The organism is Streptomyces sp. NPDC023541 (assembly GCF_055559995.1).
The window spans coordinates 57,995-78,412 of the sequence record NZ_JBVHJO010000015.1 but is presented as its reverse complement, the minus strand read 5'-3'; the positions used below and the strand labels follow the sequence as shown (position 1 = coordinate 78,412).

Here is a 20,418-nt window from a genome sequence, read left to right as displayed (position 1 = left end):
GTGGTCGGGGGTCAGGCCAGGGACCGGGAGTCGGGTATGTCGTCGGGATCGTCCCACAGGAGGACCAACTGGTCTTCCCCTGCCGGAGGTTGGCCGTCGCCCGCGGCGGCGCGCGCGCCTGCGGCGGCTGCGCCGGCGGCCGCCCGGCGCACCTCCCGCACACGCGCGGGCAGGGCCAGTACGTCCAGTGCGCCGGGGTCCGGGCGGCCGTCGGGCCCGGCCGGTGCGAGCAGGTCGAGGAGCGGGGGCGGCGGCGCGCCGCCCCCGCGCCGCCACACCGCGACCGGGACACCGCCTTCGAGTACGGCTTCCAGCAGCCCGGCGTGCGGGGCGGAGGTGGTGTGCGCCAGGACGCACGCGGGTGCCGGCCGCTCGGCCAGTTCCATCCCCAGCGCGTCTGTCACCTCGGCCTCCTCCACCACCCGGACGGCCTCGGGGTGCCGGCCGCCCCGGGTGCACAGCCACCGCCAGCTGGTGTGCCACTCGGCGCGGGTGTCAGCGCGCTCCTGCGGGCAGCGCACCACGACCTGGTGGAGCAGGCCGAGGGCGCGGTGCCGGCCGGCCGGGCCGCGGGGCACCGGCCACTGGTCGAAGTCGGTGTCGAGCAGTTCGTACGGCACGTGGAACTCGATGCGGTCGACGCCGCCCGGGGCCCGCGGTCCGACCCCGCCGCCGTCCGTCGGCGCCGCGCCGATGAGGGCGAGCTGCCGCAGGAGTTCCTCCCGTACGGTGTCCAGCCGTACGGGTGCGCCCTGCGACTCCCATATGTGCTCGGTGCGTTCGCCGCGCAGCCACATCCGGGCGCGGAAGCCCGGCCCGCCGTCCGGCGGCGGCTCCAGCCCCACGTGTACGACGGTCGTGCGCGCGGGGGGCGGCGGCGGGGGCAGCACCGGCAGGGCGAGCCGCTCGCGGGTGGTGTCCACCCAGTCCTTCAGCCGCCCCGCCCACGCCGCGTCGCCCGCCGTCCCGGCCCGGTCCGCGAGGAACCGTACGAAGGGCACGGCCAGCGGCATCCCGCCGTGTCCGCCCTGGCGTTCGTCCAGGTCCTGGACCACGTCCAGGAGGCCGTCGCCCGGCAGGCCGCCGCCGACCGGGGTGGTGCAGCCTGCGGCCTTGAACGCCCAGGCGTAGGCCTCGTAGGCGCAGCGCGGAAGTTCGCGGCCCTCGAAGAGCGCGCCGAGTCCGTCCCAGGCCTGCTGGTCGAGGCGGGCGGCCCGGGGCAGCGCGACCGCGGCCAGGTCGTCGTCGAGGAAGGAGCAGGCGTCCCAGTCCCGGTCCACGAGGAACTGCGGAAGCTGCCAGCCCTCGCCGCGGTCGCGCAGTTCGCGGAAGGTGCGGTGGATGCTGCGGGCGGCGACGGGGAGCCCGCTGACGCTCTCGCGTACGGAGCGTCCGCCGAGTTCCGCGAGGAGGGCTTCGGTGAAGCGGCCGGCGCCGCGCTCGGCGTCGTTCTGCGCGGCCTCGCCCTCGCGGGATGCGTAGAGGCGGAACTGGCGGCGTCCCGGCACCGAGCTGCCGCCGCCGTAGTCGGTGCTGCCGAAGTTCCAGCGGGCGTCGCGTGGCGCGTCGACGCGGCAGGAGTCGACGAGTGCGGCCTGGAGCGGGAAGCTGCGGTGTTTGACCAGGTCGGTGCGCCACCAGCGGAGCGCCGAATCGAGGTTGAGGTGGCGGATCTGGCTGGGGCGGGCGTCGGCACAGGGCAGCATGAGCTCCTGGCGGGGCCCGAGGTAGCCGTGGCCGGCCCAGAAGATCCACAACAGGTCGCCGTCGCACTGCGGGAGTTCGTCGAGCAGCGCCGCCTTCACGTTCTCCTCGGTCGCCGGCCGGTACGCCGTCCGCAGGGCCGCCATGGCCGGGGAGTCCGGCCAGTCGAGGGCTTCGGGTTCGTCGAGCGGGGACAGCAGGAGCCGGAGGTTCCCGGGCGGCACCTGGGCGGGGCCGGTCAGCCAGTGCGCGAAGCGCAGGGCGTCGCGGGCCGGGCCGCGCAGGTTCCAGCGGTGGCTGATGTCGTAGCGCTCGACGCCGGCGACGAGCGCGAAGGTGCGCTGCGGGCCGAGGGCCGGGGGCAGGAAGCCGGTGGGGATCACCCGATCTCCGCTTCGGCCACCGCCTGTTCGATCCGTTCGTAGAGGGAGTCCTGTTTCCAGTAGGCGCTGTGACAGGCGGGGAAGGGCTGGCGGCTGCCGATCTCGTGGTCGGTGACGCGCGGGTCGCCGGGAAAGACGGGCCCGGCGAGGTAGGACAACACGTCCTGGCGGTCGTAGACGTTGAGCCAGCGCGGGAAGCCGTACGGGAGCTTCGCGCCCGGCTCGAGCGCGGTCAGTGCGCCGAGCTCGTAGAGGAAGGGTGCCTGGGAGCCGACGGTGACGAGCAGTTCCGTGCCGGGGACGGCCTCGCCGCGGGCGGCGGCGAGGGCGAGGAGGTCCACGAGGGCGATCCCGCCGAGGCTGTGGCCGATGAGTACGGTCGGCCCCGGGGCGGCGGCGATCCGCGCGTGCAGGAATTCCCTCAGGTCGTGGCCGCGTGCCTGGTAGCGCAGGATGTCGCCGAGCGCGGGGGTGGCGCCGGCGGTGAGGGATCCGCGCCAGGCGTTGAGCAGGGGCTGGGTGGTGACCCGCATCGCGAGCCGGCCGAGGACGGCGGCCGCGCGGGCGCCGGGGACGCGGGCGTCGCCGCCGAGGCGGTTGGTGAGCAGTTCGACGAGGCGGTCCCGTTCGGCGCCGGTGCAGTCGGCGTCGGCTCCGGCGGCGGCGAGCGCGCCGGCGGTCACGGCCCGGGCGAGGGTGGTGGCCAGCTCCCGTGCCCGCGGTTCGCCGGTGGCCCGGTCCGCGGCGCGGCCCGCTTCGGCGGAGTCCGCGGCGGCGGTCAGGGCGGCGGGGAAGCCGGCGGCGAGCCCGGTGCCGTGCAGGAGGGCGCCGAGTTCGTCCCCGGAGCGGGGCGGCGCGGGCGGTAAGCCGTCCAGCAGCGCGAGCACCCGGACCCCGGCGGGCTGTACGCCGGGCATCGCGAAGGCGTCGTCGTCCCCGCCCCCGGGTGCGTTCGTGTCTTGGCCGGCGTCCGCCCAGCCGGCCTCGGCGAGGACCCGGAGTTCGCACAGCGGGTCGGCGAGCAGCAGGGCCCACTCGGCCGTCTCCGCGTCGACGGCGTCGGGTGCGGCTCCGGCGGCGGGCCGCAGCCCGGGTACGGACCGGCCGCCGGCGCCGAGGGTCGCACCGAACCGGTCGCCCCAGTAGCAGGAGTCGACGAAGGCTTCGGGGAACCTGGCCGTCAGCCGCTCGCGGACCAGGGCGAAGAGCCGGTCGTGCCGCTCGCGCCGTACTCCCGTGCCGTGGACAAAGAGAAAACGCATCGCCGCCCCGCCCCCCTCGTGCCGCCCGTAGGTCGTGTCGTCAAAGTAGCGCCGACCGCTCGGCAGGGGGTAGGGAACTCCCGGTTTGGGGGTGGCCGGCGGATCAAGGTCGGACAGTTTGGGCCCGGCCGTGATCCGCCGGACACCCCCGGTGGGTCACCGGGCCCATGCGGAGCCGAAGGCGTGCTCGGCGAAGCGCCGGCCGATGCGGCGGTGGCCGGCGGCGTCCGGATGGAGGTCGTCGGGCAGCGGGAACTCGGCGAAGCCGGCCTCCCCGTACAGGGCGCGGCCGTCGAGGTGGTGCATTGCGTCACCCTTTCAACCGGACGCACCTCCCGCATCCGGTTTCGCGGTGGGTCCGGTCGCCCGCCGCTTCCCGTGCGGCTCGATGCGGGTCGCGCACGGGCCGGTTGGGTTTCGCGCGGTGCGGCGACCGCGAGGCAAATCCATGGCATGCACACAGCGCTGGGATCGGCTGTGAGAACGGACACGTCCCGACCTCGGAACCCGGGTCGCCCTCCCCTCCATCGAACCGAGAGTCGGACGCGTACGCGGGCGGGAGGGGCCACATGTCCAGCAGGGTTCAGGGGCGGGAGCGGGGACGGACCGCGGTGCGGGGCTCCGTGGCCGTCGGCCTGCTGTGCAGCCTGGTCCTCGTGGGGGCCGGGTACGTCGCCTGGGAGCTGAGCGGCATCGCCGCCAACCGCGCGGACGGCGATCCGGTCCATGGCCTCTACCAGCAGGATCCCGAGCGTGCCGACCGGACGGCGTCGGCCGTGCTCGACGGCATCGTCCGCGAGGACCCGGAGCCGCCGACCGACGGCAGGGCCTTCGCCGGCGGCGGCGCGGTGAACTGGCGATCCGGCGGGTGGGAGCCCTCCGATCCTCTGGTGGCCGGACCCGCCCCCGCCGAACCGGCGATCGGCGCGCTCTTCTCCCCCGGCAACGACGGCGACCCCGACCACCACTGCTCGGGCGTCGTGGTCCATTCCCCCGCCGGCGACCTCGTCGCCACGGCCGCCCACTGCGTGTACGCCGGCGGCTTCCGCACCAACCTCGCCTTCGCGCCCGGCTACCGGGACGGGATCGCACCGTACGGCGTCTGGGTGCCCACCCGGATCGACGTGGACCCGCGCTGGACTGCGGACCAGGACCCCGACCACGACATCGCGTTCCTCCGGCTGCGTCGGCCCGGATACCCCGGCCAGCGCCTGGAGGACGTCACGGGTGCGCAGACCATCGCCTTCGGACGCGAACTCCCCGTGCCCGCGCGGCTCGTGGGCTACCCGAACTTCGCCGAGCAGCCCCTGGACTGCCGGACCACGGCCCGCCCGGCCGGCCCGACGCAGCTGCGGCTGGACTGCGCGGACGTGCCCAACGGCACCAGCGGCGGCCCGGTGCTCACCGACGGGCACACGCTGATCGGCGTGATCGGCGGCCGCGACGGGGGCGGCGACGACGAGACCTCGTACAGCGTCCACTTCGGCGATGGCGTGCGGGCCCTGTACGAGCGCTCCACCCACTCCTGACCCGGCCTGTTCCGGAGAGGGACCGGCTACTGTTCTGATCGATCCACCGGGGCGCGCGAACGACAGGTACCGCTTGATGTGCACGGCAGAGCCGACAGAAGCCCGTATCGAGGACGCGGGCAACATCCTGGTCGCGCCTTCGGCGTTGCGGGACCACGACGTGGTCAGGGAATTCTTCGGGTCCGTGATCACGCCGGAGGACTTGGCCTCCGGGGCGGCCGACCTCGCGCAGAAGACCGTCTACCTGTGCGGCGACATGTCCGGGATCAGCGGCCGCCTGCTGGATGCGGCTGCCCGGGTGTTCGTCGTCCGGGAGCTGTCACACGGCTACGGCGAGGACGTCGACGGACGGTGGGCCCTCATCGGCCTCGGCCGAGTCCCGCTGCGCGTACACGGCGTCGGCGTGTACTACCGCCGCTTCTTCGAACTCGACGCCGATCACTTCGGACGGATCAGTGCCGAGCACGCGTTCCAGTCCCTGACGGAGTCCGACAAGCCGGGAACGGCCCACCGCAGCGGAATCTATCTGACGCCCGTCACGCGACGCGGTGACGCACTGCATTTCCGCCTGCTCCGGTGCTCGACGAACCTCTCGGGGCCGACCGAGGGCTTCCGCCCCACCGACACCCGCATCGTCGAGGCCCTGAACCTTGAGGCCGCCACCGTCTTCCGCGACCATGCACCGCTCAATCACGTACTGGCGCAGATCTACCACAACACCCGTGCGACGGCCGAGCGCAAACAGTCCAAGGCCAGGATCTCGGCCCATGCCGACAAGACCAAGGACATGCCCGCCAACGGCATCATGGCCTTCTGCACCTTCTACGACGGGCTCGACGAGCTGCAGCCCCTGGCCGAAGACGCCTTCGACTTCGGTGTGAAGGGTGCCAGCGGGCTGACCAGGCTCCACTTCCGCCTCAAGGAGCCCACCGCACAGCACGACGGGGTCGTGCTGCCGGCGCAGTTCACCCTGACCCTCCACCCCGGCTCCGTCTTCCTCATGCCGCTGTCCACCAACCGCCTGTACACGCACGCGATCCGGCCCTCGTCGCTGGACGCCGAGTTGCTGCCGACCCGCCTGGGATACGTGGTGCGCTGCTCGAAAGCGGAAGCCGTGCACAAGGACGGCCGCACGTTCCTCGACGTGGCCGGCGACCTGGCGCCGTTGGAGCAACCCACGCCGGAAGGCATGGACGAGCTGCGCAGGCTGTACGCCGAGGAGAACCGGACCTCGTCCTTCATCGATTACGGTGATCAATTCCGCTTCAGCATGAACACGGGAGACTATCTTGCCCCCAGGCTTGCCCCCGCAGTGGAGGATCTCGGATGAGATCCTCTCGTGCGATGTGCCGACCGACGAGGACCTCTTCGCGGAGCTGTCCGCGTCGGTTCGGTGGGAAGACGTGGGCAAGGGCCGGCGAGGCGCCACCCTTGTCAAGATCGACGAGGCGGGTGGTGTGCCTCTCGTACGCACCACCACTCGATACGGCAGCCCTGCGCAGCGTTTCCGGGCGGTGCACGAACGGCTGGCGCGGCGTGTACAGGAACGTGCGGCTCTTCCGGTCGGCTTCAACAACGCCCTCATCGAGCGCTACACGAACGCTTACACCACCATGGGCGGCCATTGCGACCAAGCCCTGGATCTGGCCGACGAGTCATTCATCGCCGTCTTCTCCTGCTACCAGAACCCCGGAGCGGGCCCGCCGAGGAAGCTGGTCTTCGAATCGAAGGGGTCGGGTGGCGAGAAGGCCGAGATCCCTCTCGCCCACCACGGCGTCGTCGCCTTCTCCGTCGCATCGAACCGGCGGCTGCGGCACAGGATCGTTCTGGACACCTCCGCCGGGGTGGCGGACAACCAATGGCTGGGCGTGACGTTTCGAACGTCGAAGACGTTCGTCCGGTTTCACGGCGGTCAGGCGTATCTCCCTCAGGGTGCGCGCCTCACGGCGGCGGACGAAGAGCAGGAGCGCGAGTTCTACCGGCTACGGCGCCGGGAGAACAGGGAGACGGACTTCAGCTACCCCCCGCTGGCGTACACCGTCAGCGAGAGCGACCTGATGCCGCCGGTCTGACGCACCCGGTCCCGGCCGGAGCGCCGGATCAGCGCGGCAGGGACGCGTAGGAGACGCCCGTCAGCTTCTCGGAGGCGGCCCAGAGCCGTTCGCCCGCGGTGTCGTCGAGGGTCCACCCCGCCCGCCAGGACGGCGCCGGCGCGCCGCGCCAGCCGAACCGCGGGCCGATGAACGCGTCCTGCCCGATCCCGGGCGCGGTGGCCGCGTACAGGGTGGGCAGCGCACCCGAGGCGGTCGGTTGCGCGATGACCGCGTTGCCGAGGGCCGCCGCACGCGAGATCGGGGTGGGGCCCTCCAGTGTGGCCGCTCCGGCGTGGAGGTTGCTGGCGGCGTAGCCCGGGTGGGCCGCGGCAGCGGTGATCGGGGAGCCGGCGGCGGCGAAGCGGCGGCCCAGCTCGTGGGTGAAGAGCAGGTTGGCGGTCTTGGAACGGCCGTAGGCGACCCAGCGGCGGTAGCCGTGCTCGCTGCCGGAGCCGCCGAAGCCGCCCGTCTCCGCGGGGCCGTCCGCACCGGAGCCGATCTGCCCCAGGACGTGGAAACCGCTGGAGACGTTGACGATGCGGGCCCCGGCAGCGGCGGCCCGCAGCCTCGGCAGGAGCAGCCCGGTCAGGGCGAAGTGCCCGAGGTGGTTGACCCCGAACTGGGTCTCGAACCCGTCGGCGGTCCGCCCGTACGGAAGCGCCATCACACCGGCGTTGTTGACCAGCAGGTCCAGCGCGGGGTGCCGCTCTCCGCAGGCGGCGGCGAACTCCCTCACGGAGCGCAGGTCGGCGAGGTCGAGCGGTATGAACTCCGCCTTTGCCGCAGGGGCTTCCGCCCGCAGCCGGACCAGGGCTGCCCGCCCGCGGGCCGCGCTGCGGCAGGCCAGGACCACCGAGGCGCCGCGCCGGGCGAGCTCGCGGGCCGTGACGTAGCCGATGCCGCTGTTGGCGCCGGTCACGACGGCGGTCCGGCCGCTCTGGTCGGGAATGTGCGTGGCGTTCCAGCCGGGCATGGCAGCTCCCTCGATCGCGGTGGGTCACCGAGGGTAGACCCGGCGGCCCCCTCCCGGGTTCGCGAGGGTGGGCGGGGCGTCGCCGCCGCCGGCCAGTAGGCTGCGGGTCCACCCTCTTTCCCCTTCCCGCCCCGAGGTACAGCGCAGTGAGCTCCGCACCGCCCCCCATACCCGTGACGGTCGTCGGCCTCGGCGCCGACGGGTGGGCCGGGCTCACCGCCGCCGCGCGGTCGTCCCTGTCCTCGGCGGAGGTCCTCATCGGCGGGCCGCGCCAGCTGGACCTGCTGCCCGCCGCCGAGTGCCCCGGGCGGCGGGTGGCGTGGCCGAGCCCGCTGCGGCCCGCCGTACCGAAGCTGATGGCCGAGCACGCCGGGCGGCGGATCGCGGTGCTGGCCAGCGGTGATCCGATGTTCTACGGGATCGGCCGCGCCCTCGCCGAAGAGCTCGGGCCGCGCTCCCTGCTGGTCCGCCCGCACCCCTCGTCCGTCTCCTACGCCTGCGCCCGTCTGGGCTGGCCGGTGGAGGACACCGAGGTGGTCACCGTGGTGGGCCGCCCGGTCGCCCGGCTCGCCGCCGCGCTGTTCGAAGGGCGCCGGGTGCTCGTGCTCAGCGCCGGCGCCTCGTCCCCGGCCGAAATCGCCGCTCTGCTCCGCGAACGGGGCTTCGGCCCCAGCCGGATGCGGGTCCTGGAACAGCTCGGCTCCGAGCGCGAGGACGCGTACGAGGGCACGGCCGACACCTGGGACCACGCGCCCGGCGACCCCCTGAACGTGGTGGCCGTCGACTGCCGCCGGGACCCGGCGCACGGCGCACCGCGCCTCGGCGCGACCCCCGGCCTGCCGGACGCCGCCTACGAGCACGACGGTCAGCTCACCAAGCGCCACGTCCGCGCCGCGACCCTGTGCGCGCTCGCCCCGGCCCCCGGCGAGCTGCTGTGGGACATCGGCGGCGGCTCCGGCTCCATCGGCATCGAGTGGATGCGCATGCACCCCTCGTGCCGGGCGGTGGCCGTGGAGCGCGTCCCGGAGCGGGCCGCGCGGATCACCCGTAACGCGGCGGCGCTAGGCGTGCCCGGCCTGCGCGTGGTCGTCGGAGCCGCCCCGGACGCTCTTGCCGGGCTCCCGGCCCCCGACGCGGTCTTCATCGGCGGCGGGCTGACCGCGCCGGGCCTGCTGGACGCGGCCTGGGCGGCGCTGGCTCCCGGCGGCCGGCTGGTGGTCAACACGGTCACCCTGGAGTCGGAGGCGGTCCTCACCGACCGCTACCGGCGCCACGGCGGCGACCTGGTGAAACTGGCCGTCGCGCACGCCGTGCCGGTCGGCGGTTTCACGGGCTGGCGGCAAGCCATGCCGGTCACCCAGTGGTCGGTGACGAAGCAGCCGGACGCCCCGCAGGCGGACGCCCAGGACACGCACACCAAGGAGAAGGATCAGACATGACCGTGTACTTCATCGGTGCGGGCCCCGGCGCCGCCGACCTGATCACGGTGCGCGGTGCCCGGACCCTCGCCGCCGCCCCGGTCTGCCTGTACGCGGGCAGCCTCGTGCCGCGCGAGCTGCTCGCCGAGTGCCCGGCGGACGCCCGCCTCGTGGACACCTCGCAGCTGAACCTGGACGAGATCGTCGCCGAGTGCGTACGGGCCCACGAGGCGGGCCAGGACGTGGCGCGGCTGCACTCGGGCGACCCGTCGATCTTCAGCGCCGTCGCCGAACAGATGCGGCGGCTGGACGCGGCCGGCATCTCCTACGAGGTCGTCCCGGGCGTGCCGGCCTTCGCCGCCGCGGCCGCCGCCCTCAAGCGGGAGCTGACGGTGCCCACCGTCGGGCAGACCGTCATCCTCACCCGGATCGCCCAGCAGGCGACCCCGATGCCGCCCGGCGAGGACCTGGCCACCCTGGGCCGCAGCGGCGCGCTGCTCGTCCTGCACCTGGCCACCCGCTACGTGGACCGGGTGGTCGACGAGCTGCTGCCGCACTACGGGGCCGAGTGCCCGGTGGCGGTGGTGGCGATGGCCAGCCGCCCCGACGAGCTGATCCTGCGCGGCACCCTGGCCGACATCGCCGGCCAGGTGAAGGAGGCGGGCCTGGTCCGCACCGCTGTAATCGTGGTGGGCCGCACCCTGGGCGCGGAGCAGTTCCGCGACAGCCACCTGTACTCCCCCGAGCGCGACCGGCATGCTTGCTGAACCGGACCCGGCGGGTACGGGCGGCCACGTCCTGATCCTGGGCGGCACCACCGAGGCCCGCCGCCTCGCGGAGGCGCTGGCCACCGACGCCTCCTGCCGCGTGACCACGTCGCTCGCGGGCAGGGTCGCCTCGCCCGTGCTTCCGCCGGGCGACAACCGGATCGGCGGTTTCGGCGGTATCGCGGGCCTCGCGGCCTGGATCGTCGCCCACGACGTCACCCGTGTCGTCGACGCCACCCACCCGTTCGCGGAGCGGATGAGCTTCCACGCCGCCGAGGCGGAGGCGCTCACGGGGGTCCCGCTGGTGGCGCTGCGGCGCCCAGGCTGGACGCCGGAGCCGGGCGACGACTGGACCTTCGTGGACTCGCTCGACGGGGCTGCCGACCGGCTGCCCGGCCTCGGCTCCCGCGCGTTCCTGACCACCGGCCGGATGGGCCTGCACGCCTTCGCGCGCCTCACCGACACCTGGTTCCTGGTGCGTTCGGTGGACCCTCCCGAGGCGCCGGTCCCGCCTCACCTGGAAGTCCTGCTCGCCCGGGGCCCGTTCACCCTGGCCGACGAGCGGGAGCTGATCGCCAGGCACCGCATCGACGTCCTGGTGACGAAGGACAGCGGCGGTTCGGCCACCGCACCCAAGCTGACGGCCGCCCGCGAGGCCGGCGTACCGGTCCTCGTGGTGCGCCGCCCGGCGGTCCCGCAGGGCGTGGCGGAGGCGGAATCGGTGGCCGCGGTGCTCGACTGGCTGCGGCAGCAGGTGTGAACACATCGGTCCCGGGGTGGGACGAGCACCCCGGGACCGACTTCCGGTCAGGGCGACCCCGTCACGGGTAGCGGCGCGGCGTCCACGTGATCCGCGAGCCGTCGGCCCGCTCGGTGATCTGTGTCTGCGAGGAGCCGATCAGCAGGATCGTGCGCATGTCGACCTCGGACGGCTCCAGTTCGGCGAGCGTGACGATCCGCACCGACTGCTCCGGGCCGCCCACGTCGCGTGCGACGACCACCGGGGTCTGCGGCGCGCGCAGCTCCAGCAGCAGCTCGCGGGCCTGCGCCACCTGCCAGGTCCGGCTGCGGGAGCCGGGGTTGTAGAGGGCGAGCACCAGGTCGGCCGCGGCGGCCGCGCGCAGCCGCTCCGCGATGACCTCCCACGGCTTGAGCCGGTCGGACAGCGAGATCGTCGCGTAGTCGTGGCCGAGCGGGGCGCCGGCCGCGGCGGCCGCCGCGTTGGCCGCGGTCACGCCCGGCAGGACCCGTACGGGCACGTCCTTGTACTCCGCCTGCCCGGCGACCTCCAGGACCGCCGTGGCCATGGCGAAGACGCCCGGGTCGCCGCCGGAGACCACGGCCACCCGCTTGCCGCGGCGGGCGAGGTCGAGGGCGAACTCGGCGCGCTCCGACTCCACCTTGTTGTCGGAGCCGTGCCGGACCTGGCCCGGCTTGACGGGCACCCGGTCCAGGTACGTCGTGTACCCGACCAGCACCTCGGCGTCCGCGAGGGCGCGCCGGGTCTGCGGGGTGAGCCACAGCGGGCCCGCCGGTCCGGTGCCGACGACGACGACCTCGCCGGGGCCGGACGGCACGCTGCCCGGGTTGCCGATCCGGCTGGGCACCACGGCGACGGCGAAGTACGGCACGCTGTCGGGGTCGGTGTCGGCGAGGACGCCCGTTCGCTCGCCCTCCATGGTGGCGCGCTCGACGTAGCGGGCCTCGGCGAGCCGGCCGCTGTTCTCCATCGCGCCGCGCACGGCGGGGAAGGTCCGGCCGAGCTTCATCACGACTGCCGAGTCGGTGGCCGCGAGGCGGGCGGTCAACTCCTCCTCCGGCAGCGTGCCGGGGAGGATGGTCAGGACCTCCTCGCCCTCCACGAGCGGGGTGCCGAGCCGGGCGGCGGCGGCGCTGACCGAGGTGACTCCGGGGATGACCTCGGTGTCGTACCGGTCCGCGAGCCGCTTGTGCATGTGCATGTACGAGCTGTAGAAGAGCGGGTCGCCCTCCGCGAGCACGGCGACGGTCCGGCCGGCGTCCAGGTGGGAGGCCAGCCGGGCGGCGGCCTCCTCGTAGAACTCCTCCATGGCGCCCTGGTAGCCGCCGGGGTGGTCGGTGGTCTCGGTGGTGACCGGGTAGACCAGCGGCTCCTCGATGTGGGTGTCGCGCAGGTGCTTCGCGGCGATCGAGCGGGCGATGGAACGGCCGTGGCGGGCGCTGTGGTAGGCGACCACGTCCGCTTCGCCGATCACCTCGACGGCCCGCAGCGTCATCAGGTTCGGGTCGCCGGGGCCGAGCCCGACCCCGTAGAGGCGGCCCTTGGGCTGCGCGTCGTCGCTCATTCGGCCACGCTCGCGATGGCGTTGAGGGCGGCGGCGGCGATGGCGCTGCCGCCGCGGCGGCCGCGTACGACGAGGTGGTCGAGGCCGGAGGAGTGGGCGGCGAGGGCGTCCTTGGACTCGGCGGCGCCGATGAAGCCGACGGGCACGCCGATGACGGCGGCCGGGCGCGGGGCACCCTCCTCGATCATCTCCAGCAGCCGGAACAGCGCGGTCGGCGCGTTGCCGACGGCGACCACCGAACCCTCCAACAGGCCGCGGTCGCGCCACACTTCGAGGGCGGCGGCGCTGCGCGTGGTGCCCATCTTCGCGGCGAGGTCCGGGACCGCCGGGTCGGAGAGCGTGCAGATCACGTCGTTGTCGGCGGGCAGCCGCTTGCGGGTGACGCCGCTGGCGACCATCTGGACGTCGCACAGGATCGGCGCGCCCGCCTCCAGCGCGGCACGGGCCCGCAGCACCACCTCGGGGGTGTACCCCAGGTCCTGCGGGAGGTCGGTCATCCCGCAGGCGTGAATCATGCGCACCGCGACCTGGGCGACCGAGGCGGGCAGCCCGGAGAGGTCCGCCTCGGCGCGGATCGTGGCAAAGGACTGGCGGTAGATCGCGGCGCCGTCCTTCTCGTACTCAAACACGGTGTACTCGCTCATTTCTTCACTGCGTCTTCGGACTCTGGGGTGATGAGGTGTTCTCGCGTGCGGCCGTCAGGGCGGCCGCCAGGTCTGGCCGGTTCGGCAGGGTGCGCCCGTGCACGGAGAGCCGGTATCCGTCGGCGGTGGCGAGCGCGTCCACCCACTGCGTGCCCCGCGGGTGGCCGCACCGGCGCTCGCAGCCGGACCAGTGCACGGGCAGCGGCCCCCGCGCCCGGTCCACCACGGCGCGCGCGTCGGCGCGTACGTCCGCGAGGGACTTCGCACAACCGGGGCGCCCCGTACAGGCGGTGACGGACAGCCAGGGGCTGTCCGGTGAGACGACCAGCCCCGCGCCGGCCGGCAGGGCCGGGTCCGAGGCGCCCGGGAGCACGACGGTGCGCCACGGGGTGATGCGCATCCCGTCGCCGCGCTCGGCCACCTGTACGAGGACCCTCCACTGGTCGGTGCTCAGCCGGCCGAACGGAGGCAGCACGCACAGGGGATCGTGCGGGCCGGGCAGGGGCGGGGCGCAGTACGGCCAGTCCACGGCGGGCACGCGGACCGCGTCGATGCCGGCGGCGGCCAGCCGCGCCGCGAACTCCCCGTCGTCCAGGGCGTGTCCGGCGGGAAGTTCGGCGACCCGCCAGGCCCGGGTGCAGGCCGCGTCCATGGCGTCGAGGAAGTACTCGGCGGCGAGCAGCGCGGCCCGCGGCGCTTCCCGCGCGGCGACGGCCACCGCCCCGGCGGCGGCCCCGAGGCGCACCAGGGCCCGTTCGCCGGGCCGCCCGAGCACGGTGACGTCGGGTTCCAGGGCGGCCACGTCCCCCCGGCCGTCGTCGAGCGCGAAGAGGAAGCGGCCGGACAGCGCGGTGACGCGGGCGTTCGCGCACAGGAGCCGGTCCAACTCGCGCACCCAGGGCAGTACGTCCTGCGAGGCCGGGGTGGCCACGATGTTGCGTACGCGTTCGTGGCCGGGCGCGGGCAGCAGTCCGGCGGCGTCGAGCAGCTCCGCGAGGCCGTTGCCGCAGCCGTCGGCGAGGCCGCGCAGCTGGAGGTTGCCGCGGGAGGTGAGTTCCAGGTGCCCGTCGCCGAACCGGTCGGCGGCCGACGCGAGGAGCGAGGCCTGATGCGCGGTCAGCGCGCCGCCGGGGATCCGGACGCGTGCGAGGTACCCGTCGTCCGCCGCGTGCAGCCGGAGCGCGCCGGGGCAGGCGTCACCGCGGTCCCGTATGACGGGTTCGTCCCGCGATACGGCGGAGGGGGGCTGGGGCATGGCGGCGAGCATACCCACGATTCCCCTCCCCGGAACTGTGTCCACCGCCACCCCCGCCCGACGGCCGGCGCCACAACCGCGCGGATCCAGCCCGCCGCGCAGATCCCACCCCCGCCCGCGTTTGAGGCGCGGGGGTCCGGGGGCAGAGCCCCCGCAACCGAGCCGCACCCGACGCGACCACCCCGCCCGAACCGGCGGAGCCACACCGGCGGAGCCCCCTGGCCGAGCCGCACCCGACGCGCCACCCCGCCCCGGCCGGCGGAGCCACCGGCCACCCCCACTCCCGACCACCGCAAACGCCACCTAGGATGACCACCGGCGGCCCGCACGGTCCGCCGTCGCCGAGGACGGCGACATGGGAGGAAGCCCGGTGCGAATCCGGCGCGGTCCCGCCACTGTGAACCCGGCAGAGCCACACGGCCGGGTGAGTCAGGAACTCCCGCTGTCCTCACTGCCCGGGGCGCGGAAACCCCGAGGAAGGCCTGCCGCCGCATGATCCTGCTGCTGTCGACGTCCGACACCGATCTGCTCAGCGCTCGCGCAGCGAACACGGCGGACGCCCCCGTCCCGTACCGGTTCGCGAACCCCTCCCGCCTTCCCCTCGACGACCTCCCCGGCCTCCTCGACGGGGCCGACCTGGTCGTCGTACGCCTCCTCGGCGGCCTGCGCGCCTGGCAGGACGGCCTGGACCTGCTGCTGGCCCCCGGCCAGACCCGCCCGGTCGTGGTCCTGACCGGCGAACAGGCCCCGGACGCCCAGCTGATGGAGGCCTCCACGGTCCCGATCGGCATCGCGGCCGAGGCGCACGCCTACCTCGCGCACGGCGGTCCGGCCAACCTCGAACAGCTGGCCCGGTTCCTCTCCGACACCGTCCTGCTCACCGGCCACGGCTTCGAGCCGCCCGCCGCCGCCCCCACCTGGGGCCCCCTGGAGCGCACCGCGCGGCGGACCGACGGCCCCGAGGTCGCCGTTCTGTACTACCGCGCGCACCAGATGAGCGGCAACACCGGTTTCGTGCACGCCCTCTGCGAGGCCATCGAGGCCCACGGGGCCCGGCCGGTCCCCCTCTACGTCTCCTCCCTGCGCAGCCCGGAGCCCGAGCTCGTCGAGGCCCTGGGGTCCGCGGACGCGGTCGTCACCACCGTCCTCGCGGCCGGCGGCACCAAGCCCGCCACAGCCTCCGCGGGCGGCGACGACGAGTCCTGGGACGCGGGCGCGCTCGCCGCGCTCGGTGTGCCGATCCTCCAGGCCCTGTGCCTGACCGGCTCCCGCTCCGCCTGGGAGGAGAACGACGAGGGCCTCTCGCCACTGGACGCCGCGACCCAGGTGGCCGTGCCCGAATTCGACGGCCGTCTGATCACCGTCCCGTTCTCCTTCAAGGAGCTCGACGAGGACGGCCTGCCCGCCTACGTGGCCGACCCCGAGCGGGCCGCCCGGGTCGCGGGCATCGCCGTACGCCACGCCCGGCTGCGTCACATCGAGCGCCGCGACAAGAAGATCGCCCTCGTCCTCTCGGCGTACCCGACCAAGCACTCCCGCATCGGCAACGCGGTCGGCCTGGACACCCCGGCCAGCGCGGTGGAGCTGCTGCGCACCCTGATCGCCGAGGGCTACGACTTCGGCCCGGTCACCGAGATCCCCGGTCTGGTCTCGGGCGACGGCGACGAGCTGATCCGCGCCCTGATCGAGGCCGGCGGCCACGACCAGGACTGGCTCACCGAGGAGCAGCTGGCCCGCAACCCCGTCCGCATCCCCGCCGCCGACTACAAGCGCTGGTTCGCCGAGCTCCCGGCCGAGCTGCGGGGCAGCGTCGAGGAGCACTGGGGCGAGGCCCCGGGCAACATGTTCGTGGACCGTTCCGCGAACCCGGAGGGCGACATCGTCCTCGCCGCCCTGCGCCGCGGGAACCTCCTCATCCTCATCCAGCCGCCGCGCGGCTTCGGCGAGAACCCGATCGCGATCTACCACGACCCCGATCTGCCGCCGTCGCACCACTACCTGGCCGCGTACCGGTGGATCCAGGCCCGTGCGGAGGACGGCGGCTTCGGCGCCGACGCGATGATCCACCTGGGCAAGCACGGCAACCTGGAGTGGCTGCCCGGCAAGAACGCGGGCCTGTCCGCGGCCTGCGCCCCGGACGCCGCCCTCGGTGACCTGCCGCTGGTCTACCCCTTCCTGGTCAACGACCCGGGCGAGGGCACCCAGGCCAAGCGCCGCGTACACGCCACCCTGGTCGACCACCTGGTGCCGCCGATGGCACGCGCGGAGTCGTACGGCGACATCGCGCGGCTGGAGCAGCACCTGGACGAGTACGCCCAGATCTCGGCGATGGACCCGGCGAAGCTGCCGGCCATCCGCGCGCAGATCTGGACGCTGATCCAAGCGGCGAAGCTCGACCACGACCTGGGTCTGCAGGAGCGCCCGGACGACGACGGCTTCGACGACTTCCTGCTGCACGTCGACGGCTGGCTGTGCGAGGTCAAGGACGCCCAGATCCGCGACGGTCTGCACGTCCTGGGCGGCGCGCCGACGGGTGAGGCCCGGGTCAACCTGGTCCTCGCCATCCTGCGCGCCCGGCAGATCTGGGGCGGCACCGCGGCCCTTCCGGGTCTGCGCGAGGCGCTCGGCCTGGACGAGTCCGCGGCCACCCGTACTTCGGCGGACGCCGTCGAGGAGACGGCCCGCGCACTGGTGCAGGCGATGGAGGACGCGAACTGGGACCCGTCGGCGGTCTCCGCCGTCGCGGCCGGGCACTCCGCGGAGGTGGCGGCGGTCCTGACCTTCGCCGCGAACGAGGTGGTGCCGCGCCTGGCGGGCACCACGGACGAGATCGCCCACGTGGTCGCGGCCCTGGACGGCCGGTTCGTCCCGGCGGGCCCCTCGGGCTCGCCGCTGCGCGGCCTGGTCAACGTCCTGCCGACGGGCCGCAACTTCTACTCCGTCGACCCCAAGGCCGTTCCGTCCCGCCTCGCGTGGGAGACGGGCCAGGCCCTGGCCGACTCCCTGCTCACGCGCTACCGCACCGACAACGGCGAGTGGCCGGCCTCGGTCGGGCTGTCCCTGTGGGGCACGAGCGCGATGCGCACGGCGGGCGACGACGTCGCCGAGGTCTTCGCGCTGCTCGGCGTCCGCCCGGTCTGGGACGAGGCCTCGCGCCGCGTGACCGGGCTGGAGCCGATCGGGCTCCAGGAGCTGGGCCGGCCGCGCATCGACGTGACACTGCGCATCTCGGGCTTCTTCCGCGACGCGTTCCCGCACGTGATCGGCCTGCTCGACGACGCGGTGCGGCTCGCGGCCTCGCTGGACGAGCCGGAGTCCGACAACTACGTCCGCGCGCACGCCCAGGCGGACCTGGCCCTGCACGGTGACGAGCGCCGCGCGACGACCCGTATCTTCGGCTCGCGCCCGGGGACGTACGGGGCGGGCATCCTCCAGCTGATCGACTCCCGCGACTGGCGTACGGACGCCGACCTCGCGGAGGTCTACACGGTGTGGGGCGGCTACGCCTACGGCCGCGGCCTCGAAGGACGCCCGGCCCGGGACGAGATGGAGACGGCCTACAAGCGGATCACGGTAGCGGCGAAGAACACCGACACCCGCGAGCACGACATCGCGGACTCGGACGACTACTTCCAGTACCACGGCGGCATGGTGGCCACGGTCCGCGCGCTGCGCGGCACGGCCCCCGAGGCGTACATCGGCGACTCCACCCGCCCGGAGACGGTCAAGACCCGCACCCTGGTCGAGGAGACCTCGCGCGTCTTCCGCGCCCGCGTCGTGAACCCGAAGTGGATCGAGGCGATGCGACGCCACGGCTACAAGGGCGCCTTCGAGCTCGCGGCCACGGTGGACTACCTCTTCGGCTACGACGCCACGACGGGCGTGGTCGCGGACTGGATGTACGACAAGCTGACCGAGACGTACGTCCTGGACCCGGTCAACCGCGCCTTCCTGGAAGAGGCCAACCCGTGGGCCCTGCACGGCATCGCGGAGCGCCTCCTCGAAGCCGAGTCGCGCGGCATGTGGGAGAAGCCGGACGCGCAGATCCTCGAAGCGCTGCGCCAGGTGTACCTGGACACCGAGGGCAATCTGGAGGGTGAGGCGGAGTAGGTCCGCCGCTCGCAGGCCGCACGACGAAGGCCGTCCTCCCCACCCCTTCAGCGGGTGGGCAGGACGGCCTTCTCACCGTCGGAACCGCGTACCCCGAGTACGCGCACCGCCGGCCGGCTACACCTTGACGGTCTGGTTCAGCGCGACGAGGGCCTGCGCCCAGCGCACGTACTTCAGCTGCCCGAAATCGGCGACGGTCTTGACTCCGAACGCCTCGTGGAGCAGTTCGCCGTCCTTCTCGCTGACGCCCTTGAGCGCGGCCACGGGCGCGGCCAGCACATCGGCCAGCGACTTGTCGGCCCACGCCTTGTCGAGCACCTTGTCCAGTTCGATCGCCATGAGTGTCCTTCCAGGAACATCAGCACCTCATACGCGGGCAAACCTAACGCAATCGGACAATATCCCCGCGCTGCGGCACGCCGCCGATACGTCAGGAGATGTGCTCGACCCTCTTGCCGTCGACGAGGTACCTGGGCAGGTGCGGCAGCCGTTCCGGATCGATCGGGAATCCCTGGTCGTGGGCGAGGCAGGCCATGGCGAGCGGGCCGAGCGCCACCCGGGCGCGCGGCGCCGCCGACTCAGCCCAGTAGCCGCCGTGTTCCGCGAGGGCTTCGGCGAGCGCCTCGCCGAAGCCCTCGTGGTCCCGGGTGAAGAGGCGGTGGAAGAGCGCGACCGGCTGGTAGTCGACGCGGTTCACGAACTCGTCCGGGGAGTGGGTCAGCGTCTCGGGCAGGGACGCCTGCATGGTGGCGAGCAGCTTCTCCACGACCGCGTCGCCGGTGCCGCCGGAGAGGTAGGTCTGCAGGGTGTCGACCCAGTGCAGGACGTAGGCGTCGACGGTGTCGTCCTCCCGCAGCGTCTCCAGCGGGACCCGGCACAGCCGGGCCACCCGGTCGTGCGCGCGGCAGGTGAGCGCGAGGTAGACGGCGTCGAGCCAGGCGCGGGCATCGGCGGGCGGGACGGCGGCCGCGGCGGGCAACCGGAGGGTGTTCTCCTCGCCCAGGTACCACTGCTCCGACTCGGATCCGGTGAACAGCGCGGAGCCGAGCCGCACGGCCGTCGCCCAGGCGTCCCACGTGTCGAGCTCGGACACGACGGGATCGGCGGTGCAGCGGACATGGGCCAACGCCAAGGCCGAGGCGAAGGCGTCACCCAGCCCCGACGGATCCTCCGCGAGCCGCGCCACGGACTCGACGGTCGCACGCGCCAGTGCGACCGGATCCGGGGCGGCTCCGTCCGCGGGGGTGGCGATCCGGCCGGCGCGATCGAGGCGGACCAGGCCCTTCATCAAAGCGAGCAGCTCCTGCGGCGGCTTGAGCGACAGCGTGCGCGTGTCCTCGTCGACGACCGTGAGGGAGGTCAGACCGCCCCGGTGCCACCAGTAGACCCGCGGCGACAGGCGCCCGGGGCCGTCCTCGTAGGCGCCAAGGGCGTACATGGCCAGGTCGTTGAGGGCGTCCACGACCGAGCCGTCGGCTATCGGGTGGAAGGCCAGCAGGTGCCGGGTGGGGACGACGACGAGGGCGCCGGCGGACGGCAGGGCCGCATGGGTGACCTGCCGCGCGAGTTCCCCGAGGTACAGCGCCTTGGAGGCCACGAAGTGCGAGTCGCCGAAGACGGACTGCAGCGTGGCATGCCCCTCCAGGGAGATCTCCTCGTGCGTGACGGGCACCCGCATCAGGTTGGCGTACGCCGCCTGCCCCAACTCCTCGATCCCGACGCGCTCCACGTCGTCGTCGGTGAGGGAGCGCACGCTGGTGGGCCCGTCGAAGGCGTAGACGAAGACCAGCTCGTCGGCGATCACCCGGGCGTACCGCATGCCACCGGCGACCTCCGGCGTGATCAACCCGACGGGCAGCAGCCGCGCGTGCACCCCGCGCAGCAACTCCTCGACGCTCTCGCCGCCGTGACCGGCACTGGATTCAGATGAGTTGTCTCGATTCACCCCCGAACCCT

Annotated in this window: 15 protein-coding genes, 1 pseudogene and 1 riboswitch; of the genes and pseudogenes, 7 read left to right on the top strand and 9 right to left on the bottom strand. The window is 73.9% G+C overall.

The features are described 5' to 3' along the window. Positions 1-11: 11 nt before the first annotated feature. From ACZ3X1_RS29550 to ACZ3X1_RS29540, 3 genes and pseudogenes are all read right to left on the bottom strand, one after another. Complete coding sequence (locus ACZ3X1_RS29550; protein ID WP_467281603.1) at positions 12-2,087, bottom strand: VMAP-C domain-containing protein; 2,076 nt, start codon at positions 2,085-2,087, stop codon at positions 12-14. Further along, a complete protein-coding gene (locus tag ACZ3X1_RS29545; RefSeq protein WP_467281602.1) occupies positions 2,084-3,349 on the bottom strand; it encodes a hypothetical protein in 1,266 nt (421 codons plus the stop codon). The genes ACZ3X1_RS29550 and ACZ3X1_RS29545 overlap by 4 nt, the downstream gene beginning before the upstream one ends. Positions 3,350-3,505: 156 nt before the next feature. Further along, a pseudogene (locus ACZ3X1_RS29540) lies at positions 3,506-3,655 on the bottom strand (lipase); the annotation flags it as partial. A gap of 263 nt (positions 3,656-3,918) precedes the next feature. On the opposite strand from ACZ3X1_RS29540, the gene ACZ3X1_RS29535 reads away from it, so the two are divergent. The 3 genes from ACZ3X1_RS29535 to ACZ3X1_RS29525 all read left to right on the top strand — a co-directional run bounded on the left by ACZ3X1_RS29535 (position 3,919) and on the right by ACZ3X1_RS29525 (position 6,950). Continuing rightward, positions 3,919-4,878, top strand: a complete 960-nt coding sequence (locus ACZ3X1_RS29535) for a trypsin-like serine peptidase (protein ID WP_467281601.1) — start codon at positions 3,919-3,921, stop codon at positions 4,876-4,878. A 76-nt stretch (positions 4,879-4,954) separates the two neighbouring features. Continuing rightward, positions 4,955-6,208: a hypothetical protein gene (locus tag ACZ3X1_RS29530; protein ID WP_467281600.1), complete on the top strand. Its 1,254-nt coding sequence runs from the start codon at positions 4,955-4,957 to the stop codon at positions 6,206-6,208. Further along, complete coding sequence (locus ACZ3X1_RS29525) at positions 6,180-6,950, top strand: alpha-ketoglutarate-dependent dioxygenase AlkB family protein (protein ID WP_356815385.1); 771 nt, start codon at positions 6,180-6,182, stop codon at positions 6,948-6,950. The genes ACZ3X1_RS29530 and ACZ3X1_RS29525 overlap by 29 nt, the downstream gene beginning before the upstream one ends. A 28-nt stretch (positions 6,951-6,978) precedes the next feature. Here the strand turns inward: ACZ3X1_RS29525 and ACZ3X1_RS29520 are convergent, their stop codons facing one another. After that, the gene (locus ACZ3X1_RS29520; protein WP_467281599.1) at positions 6,979-7,944 is read right to left on the bottom strand and encodes an oxidoreductase; all 966 of its coding nucleotides are present in this window, start codon (positions 7,942-7,944) and stop codon (positions 6,979-6,981) included. Between the two features lie 146 nt (positions 7,945-8,090). Here ACZ3X1_RS29520 and cbiE point away from each other — a divergent pair, with 146 nt between their 5' ends. Genes cbiE through ACZ3X1_RS29505 form a run of 3 tightly spaced genes read left to right on the top strand, consistent with a single transcriptional unit; the run spans position 8,091 to position 10,889 of the window. After that, entirely contained in the window at positions 8,091-9,383 is a 1,293-nt protein-coding gene (cbiE, locus tag ACZ3X1_RS29515) for a precorrin-6y C5,15-methyltransferase (decarboxylating) subunit CbiE (protein ID WP_467281598.1), read from the top strand. Then, entirely contained in the window at positions 9,380-10,129 is a 750-nt protein-coding gene (cobM, locus tag ACZ3X1_RS29510; RefSeq protein ID WP_356815388.1) for a precorrin-4 C(11)-methyltransferase, read from the top strand. The genes cbiE and cobM overlap by 4 nt, the downstream gene beginning before the upstream one ends. After that, entirely contained in the window at positions 10,119-10,889 is a 771-nt protein-coding gene (locus tag ACZ3X1_RS29505) for a cobalt-precorrin-6A reductase (RefSeq protein WP_467281597.1), read from the top strand. The genes cobM and ACZ3X1_RS29505 overlap by 11 nt, the downstream gene beginning before the upstream one ends. Before the next feature lie 61 nt (positions 10,890-10,950). On the opposite strand, the gene ACZ3X1_RS29500 is transcribed toward ACZ3X1_RS29505, so the two are convergent. Genes ACZ3X1_RS29500 through ACZ3X1_RS29490 form a run of 3 tightly spaced genes read right to left on the bottom strand, consistent with a single transcriptional unit; the run spans position 10,951 to position 14,352 of the window. Continuing rightward, positions 10,951-12,453, bottom strand: a complete 1,503-nt coding sequence (locus ACZ3X1_RS29500) for a precorrin-2 C(20)-methyltransferase (protein ID WP_467281596.1) — start codon at positions 12,451-12,453, stop codon at positions 10,951-10,953. Next, positions 12,450-13,097, bottom strand: coding sequence for a precorrin-8X methylmutase (locus ACZ3X1_RS29495; RefSeq protein WP_362630842.1), 648 nt, complete (start codon positions 13,095-13,097; stop codon positions 12,450-12,452). The genes ACZ3X1_RS29500 and ACZ3X1_RS29495 overlap by 4 nt, the downstream gene beginning before the upstream one ends. A 4-nt stretch (positions 13,098-13,101) precedes the next feature. Next, a complete protein-coding gene (locus ACZ3X1_RS29490) occupies positions 13,102-14,352 on the bottom strand; it encodes a cobalamin biosynthesis protein CobG (protein ID WP_467281595.1) in 1,251 nt (416 codons plus the stop codon). 327 nt (positions 14,353-14,679) lie between these two features. After that, positions 14,680-14,798: riboswitch (cobalamin riboswitch) on the top strand. 46 nt (positions 14,799-14,844) lie between these two features. Here ACZ3X1_RS29490 and cobN point away from each other — a divergent pair. Then, positions 14,845-18,462, top strand: coding sequence for a cobaltochelatase subunit CobN (gene cobN / locus ACZ3X1_RS29485; RefSeq protein WP_467281594.1), 3,618 nt, complete (start codon positions 14,845-14,847; stop codon positions 18,460-18,462). A 117-nt stretch (positions 18,463-18,579) separates the two neighbouring features. Here cobN and ACZ3X1_RS29480 read toward each other — a convergent pair whose 3' ends face one another. Both ACZ3X1_RS29480 and ACZ3X1_RS29475 read right to left on the bottom strand, forming a co-directional pair. After that, the gene (locus tag ACZ3X1_RS29480) at positions 18,580-18,801 is read right to left on the bottom strand and encodes a hypothetical protein (protein ID WP_467281593.1); all 222 of its coding nucleotides are present in this window, start codon (positions 18,799-18,801) and stop codon (positions 18,580-18,582) included. Between the two features lie 91 nt (positions 18,802-18,892). Further along, positions 18,893-20,407, bottom strand: a complete 1,515-nt coding sequence (locus ACZ3X1_RS29475; protein WP_467281592.1) for an immunity 49 family protein — start codon at positions 20,405-20,407, stop codon at positions 18,893-18,895. Positions 20,408-20,418: the final 11 nt, after the last annotated feature.

Bases quoted from the DNA above. Each gene is read 5' to 3' on its own strand.
- ACZ3X1_RS29530 (WP_467281600.1), top strand. From the start codon at position 4,955: ATGTGCACGGCAGAGCCGACAGAAGCCCGTATCGAGGACGCGGGCAAC.
- ACZ3X1_RS29495 (WP_362630842.1), bottom strand. From the start codon at position 13,097: ATGAGCGAGTACACCGTGTTTGAGTACGAGAAGGACGGCGCCGCGATC.
- ACZ3X1_RS29505 (WP_467281597.1), top strand. From the start codon at position 10,119: ATGCTTGCTGAACCGGACCCGGCGGGTACGGGCGGCCACGTCCTGATC.
- cobN (WP_467281594.1), top strand. From the start codon at position 14,845: ATGATCCTGCTGCTGTCGACGTCCGACACCGATCTGCTCAGCGCTCGC.
- ACZ3X1_RS29500 (WP_467281596.1), bottom strand. From the start codon at position 12,453: ATGAGCGACGACGCGCAGCCCAAGGGCCGCCTCTACGGGGTCGGGCTC.
- cobM (WP_356815388.1), top strand. From the start codon at position 9,380: ATGACCGTGTACTTCATCGGTGCGGGCCCCGGCGCCGCCGACCTGATC.
- ACZ3X1_RS29520 (WP_467281599.1), bottom strand. From the start codon at position 7,944: ATGCCCGGCTGGAACGCCACGCACATTCCCGACCAGAGCGGCCGGACC.
- ACZ3X1_RS29480 (WP_467281593.1), bottom strand. From the start codon at position 18,801: ATGGCGATCGAACTGGACAAGGTGCTCGACAAGGCGTGGGCCGACAAG.
- ACZ3X1_RS29490 (WP_467281595.1), bottom strand. From the start codon at position 14,352: ATGCCCCAGCCCCCCTCCGCCGTATCGCGGGACGAACCCGTCATACGG.
- ACZ3X1_RS29535 (WP_467281601.1), top strand. From the start codon at position 3,919: ATGTCCAGCAGGGTTCAGGGGCGGGAGCGGGGACGGACCGCGGTGCGG.
- ACZ3X1_RS29545 (WP_467281602.1), bottom strand. From the start codon at position 3,349: ATGCGTTTTCTCTTTGTCCACGGCACGGGAGTACGGCGCGAGCGGCAC.